This is a genomic window from Streptomyces sp. NPDC060198, from assembly GCF_042728415.1.
In the GTDB taxonomy this organism is placed as follows: Bacteria; Actinomycetota; Actinomycetes; order Streptomycetales; family Streptomycetaceae; genus Streptomyces.
The window spans coordinates 1-4,810 of record NZ_JBHWZJ010000463.1; the positions used below are offsets into that span (position 1 = coordinate 1).

At 70.9% G+C, this 4,810-nt stretch carries 5 protein-coding genes; 2 read left to right on the forward strand and 3 right to left on the reverse strand.

Going from position 1 to position 4,810, the window contains the following annotated elements:
* From ACFWEP_RS31660 to ACFWEP_RS31670, 3 genes are all read right to left on the reverse strand, one after another.
* A partial coding sequence (locus ACFWEP_RS31660) for a plasmid stabilization protein (protein WP_387375283.1) occupies positions 1-292 on the reverse strand: 292 nt, incomplete at its 3' end.
* Positions 293-297: 5 nt separating this feature from the next.
* Positions 298-651 carry a DUF3140 domain-containing protein gene (locus tag ACFWEP_RS31665; RefSeq protein ID WP_387375285.1) on the reverse strand — a complete coding sequence of 118 codons (354 nt, stop codon included), beginning with the start codon at positions 649-651 and terminating at the stop codon, positions 298-300.
* A 58-nt stretch (positions 652-709) separates the two neighbouring features.
* Positions 710-955: a DUF2945 domain-containing protein gene (locus tag ACFWEP_RS31670; protein WP_387375287.1), complete on the reverse strand. Its 246-nt coding sequence runs from the start codon at positions 953-955 to the stop codon at positions 710-712.
* A gap of 376 nt (positions 956-1,331) precedes the next feature.
* Between ACFWEP_RS31670 and ACFWEP_RS31675 the strand changes: the two genes are divergently transcribed.
* Both ACFWEP_RS31675 and fdh read left to right on the forward strand, forming a co-directional pair.
* Positions 1,332-1,604 (forward strand): DUF4873 domain-containing protein, encoded by a 273-nt coding sequence (locus tag ACFWEP_RS31675; protein ID WP_387375288.1) that lies wholly within the window; start codon positions 1,332-1,334, stop codon positions 1,602-1,604.
* Between the two features lie 199 nt (positions 1,605-1,803).
* On the forward strand, positions 1,804-4,810 hold a 3,007-nt coding region (gene fdh / locus ACFWEP_RS31680; RefSeq protein WP_387375291.1), incomplete at its 3' end, for a formate dehydrogenase.

The window sequence follows — 4,810 nt, forward strand, 5'->3', positions numbered from 1 at the left end:
TCATGGAGGAGCGCCCGTCGATGTTCTTCTTCTTGGCCTCCGCGTACAGCTGGTCCCTGGTCGGCCCTTGCGCCCCCCGGTGGGAGCGTTCGCCGCCACGCTGGTAGGCGGACTTGCTGTCCTGCGTGGACGTCTTGCTCGCGGTCCCGGACTCGCCGGCCCGGGCCCGCTGCTTGTTCACGGTCCGGGCGGCGATCTCCTCGGCCCGCGACTCGGAGGTGCCCCGCTCCTGCTGGCTCTCCTTGATGTGTTCGTACTGGCGTTCGCGCTTCTTGCTGGATCCAGCAGGCATGGTTCTCACCTTTCCGTCTCGTCGTCCCCTTCGGCGTGCCTTCCCGCCGGCCCGGCCGACGGTGCCGAACCAGGGTGGCGTGCCGCCCAGGGGGACGATGCCCCGTGCATGAGGTAATCGCGCCATCGGGAGTCCGAGGTGTCGCCCCCGGGCCGCTGCGCGAGGTGCGGCCGTGCGCAGCCGGTGACTTTGCGCATGTGCGCGAGGTCGTCCTCGCCGAGGTCGCCCTTCCCGGTGCGCAGCAACTCCACGACGCGGCGGCCGGAGGCGTGGCCGGTGGACTCGCCGGTGCCGTCCTCCTGCCCCACCTCCCGCGAGGCATCCGTCCCGAGCCGCTTCTCCGACTCGGTGGCGGTCATGTTCACGGCCTTGCCGAGTCGTCGAACGCAGTCCTGCGGTCGTGGTCTTCTCCGCCGCTCACGAACTTCTGCCCTTCCTGCGCAGCGCACCGGGCTTGTGCACCGCACTCCTGCCCGTCCTGTCGCTCTCGACCTCGTACTGGGGGTCGTCCTTCGAGGCTTTCACGGTGCGTCCGGCGGCCTCGGTGGTGCGGTCGATCCGTCGCGTGACGGAACCCTCGACCTCCTGCCCGTGGCTCTTCCAGGTGACGTCTTCGCCCCGGGAGAGCTTCTTGCCGCCGCTGTTCTTGCCTTTCCTGGTCATCGGACCTCCCTCTGTCACCGGTCCCGGCCGGACTGCGGGGGCGCGTTGCGCGCGTCCTTGCCAGCTTCTGCCCCACCGGACACCGGCGCACGCCGACCCGTTCCTCGCCCGGAGGCTGCGGGGGAGCGCGCACGGGGAGCGGGGGTGCTTTGCGCGCCCGCACGCTGAAAAGTGCGCTGCTCCGACCCCGGATGCTTCGCCGTGTGATGCGCGGTGTGCATGGAGCGATCGGGGCCGGGGATGCTGAGGAGGACGCCGGTGCGTGGAGAGCGGCTCGCGCGCCCTCCTCCACGTACCGGCGGGTCATCGGACCTCCGGCTGTACGGCGGCTGCCGCCGGGGCGCGTCGATCCCGCCGTACCGGGCACGCTGGATCCATGACCGACATGTACGAAGGACCTGCCACGCTCGTGATCGGTATCGAGCAAACCCCCGTGATGGCCGCGCTGCGGACCGACGGCGACAGCGGTGCGGGAGGCTGGTCCGGCACCGTCCGCGCCGACGGCTTGCAGACCTCGTTCTGGCCGGCGGTGCAGAGCGGTGGCGTCGAGCTCCGCATGCCGGACGGCCGCCGAGGGACGGCCCGGATCGACATGGACGCCGAGAGCGGAAGTGCCCGGCTCGACGGAGACGGGCAGGCGCCTTTCTGACGGCGGCCACCGAGCGGGTGAGCGGCTCCGAGGACCGCCCTCCGGATCCGCGTGTATGGCCCACCTTCCCGGGTGCCCGGGAGTCGTCCGCGCCCGGGTCGCCGCCCCGGCCGCGCCGGGCCAACCTGGGGGAGGAGCCGACCCCCGGCTCCCGGGCGGCGCGGCCCCGGCCCTGAGCCCGCAGCCGGAGGTGGAGCCCATGGGCCTGCGTACCTGGATCACCGAGTGGCCCGTCTACCGCCAGCTCACCGGCGACGACCCACTCGGACGGGGGCATGCCGCCCGCTCTCCGCACACCGACGCCCTGCGGCCCCGTACGGACACCGCCGACCGGATCGTCCGCTCGGTGTGCCCCTACTGCGCCGTCGGCTGCGGCCAGCAGGTCTACGTCCAGGACGACCGGGTCGTCCAGATCGAGGGCGATCCGGACTCTCCCGTCAGCCGGGGCAGACTCTGTCCCAAGGGCTCCGCGACCCTGCAGCTGACCACGGGCCCCGGCCGCCTGCACCGGGTGCTGTACCGCCGTCCGCACGGCACGGACTGGGAGACGCTGGACCTGGAGACTGCCATGGACATGGTGGCGGACCGGGTCGTCGAAACCCGGGCGCGGACCTGGGAATGGGAGCGCGACGGCGTCCGCACCGCCCGCACCATGGGCATCGCCAGCCTCGGTGGGGCGACCCTCGACAACGAGGAGAACTACCTCATCAAGAAGCTGCTGACCGGGCTCGGGATCGTGCAGGTCGAGAACCAGGCGCGGGTATGCCACAGCTCCACCGTGGCCGGGCTCGGCACCTCCTTCGGACGCGGCGGCGCCACCACCTTCATGCAGGACCTCCAGCACTCCGACTGCATCGTGATCCAGGGCTCCAACTACGCCGAGGCACACCCCGTCGGCTTCCAGTGGGTCATGGAGGCCAAAGCGCGCGGGGCGAAGATCATCCACGTCGATCCCCGGTTCACCCGCACCAGTGCGCTCGCCGACCTGCACGTCCCCATCCGGGCAGGCAGTGACATCGTCTTCCTCGGCGCGATCATCAACCATGTCCTGACGGAGGAGAAGGACTTCCGCGAGTACGTCCTGCGCTACACCAACGCCTCGTTCCTGGTCTCCGAGGACTTCCGGGACACCGAGGACCTCGACGGGGTCTTCTCCGGCTTCGACCCGGAGACCGGCACCTACGACCCGGCGAGCTGGCAGTACGAGGGCGCCGACGTGCAGGCACCCGCCGGAGACCCCGACCAGCGCTACGACGAGCGGGTCGAGGACGCCGGCGGCTCCGAGACCCACGGCTCCGGCGGCGCCCAGACCGAGAGCGTGCCGCCCCGGGACGAAACCCTGGAACACCCCCGCTGCGTCTACCAGGTCCTCAAGCGGCACTACGCCCGCTACACCCCCGAACTCGTCGAGGAGACCTGCGGCATTCCCCGGGCGGTCTTCCTCGACGTGTGCGACGCCCTCACCACCCACTCAGGCCGCGAACGCACCAGCGCCTTCTGCTACGCCGTCGGCTGGACCCAGCACACCGTGGGATCCCAGTACATCCGCGCCGCCTGTGTTCTCCAGCTCCTCCTCGGCAACATCGGCCGGCCCGGAGGCGGGATCCAGGCACTGCGCGGCCACGCCTCCATCCAGGGCTCCAGCGACATCCCCACCCTCTTCAACCTGCTCCCCGGCTACCTGCCGATGCCGCACGCCCACCTCCACGAGGACCTGGAGTCCTTCATCGCGGCGAGCCGCACCGACAAGGGCTTCTGGGGCGACATGCGGGCCTACTTCGTCAGCCTCCTGAAGTCCTACTACGGTGAGGCGGCGACCCCCGAGAACGACTTCTGCTTCGACCACCTCCCTCGCCTCACCGGCTCGCACAGTACCTACGAGACCGTCATGGCCCAGCTGGACGGGGAGTGCAAGGGCTACTTCCTGATGGGGGAGAACCCCGCCGTCGGCTCCGCGAACACCAGACTCCAGCGCCTCGGCATGGCCGAACTCGACTGGCTGGTCGTCCGCGACTTCTCCCTCATCGAATCGGCGACATGGTGGAAGGACGGTCCGGAGACCGAAACCGGCGAACTGCGCACCGAGGACATCGCCACCGAGGTCTTCTTCTTCCCGGCCGCCTCCCACACCGAGAAGTCCGGCTCCTTCACCAACACCAACCGCTGGGTCCAGTGGCACCAGGCCGCCGTCGAACCGAACGGCGACGCCCGCAGCGACCTGTGGTTCATGTACCACCTCGGCCGCCGTATCAAGGAGCGACTGAAGGACTCCACCGACCCCCGTGACCGGCCCGTCCAAGACCTGACCTGGGACTATCCCGTCCACGGGCCGCTGCGAGAACCCGACGCCACTGCCGTCCTCGCCGAGATCAACGGCCACGCCCCCGACGGCGCGCCGCTCTCCGCGTACACCGAGCTGAAGGACGACGGCTCCACCTCGTGCGGCTGCTGGATCTACTGCGGGGTGTACGCGGACGGCGTCAACCAGGCGAACCGGCGCAAGCCGCACACCGAGCAGACCTGGACCGCCCTCGAATGGGCCTGGGCCTGGCCGGCCAACCGGCGCATCCTCTACAACCGCGCCTCCGCCGACCCCGAGGGCCGTCCCTGGAGCGAGCGCAAGGCGTACGTCTGGTGGGACGCCGACGCCGGCCACTGGACCGGCCACGACGTCCCCGACTTCATCCCCGACCTCGACCCCGCGCACGTACCGGCCGAGGACGCCACCGGGCCCGCGGCCCTGCGCGGCGACGACCCGTTCATCATGCAGGCCGACGGCAAGGGCTGGCTCTACGTCCCCGCCGGTCTCGAGGACGGTCCGCTGCCCACGCACTACGAACCGCAGGACTCCCCCTTCACCAACCTGCTGTACCCCGGCGTCTCCCGCGCCCCGGCCCGCAAGGTCCTGGCCCGCGAGGGGAACCGCTACCACCCGAGCGGCGACGAGCCGGGCGCCGAGGTCTACCCGTACATCGTCACCACCCACCGGCTCACGGAGCACTTCACCGCCGGGGGGATGAGCCGCTGGTCGCCCTACCTGAGCGAACTGCAGCCGGAGTTCTTCTGCGAACTCTCGCCGCAGCTGGCCGCCGAGCGCGGACTGGAGCACGGCGGCTGGGCCACCGTCATCACCGCCCGCAACGCCGTGGAGGCCCGGGTCCTCGTCACCACCAGGATCAGGCCCCTGACCGTGCACGGCCGGACCG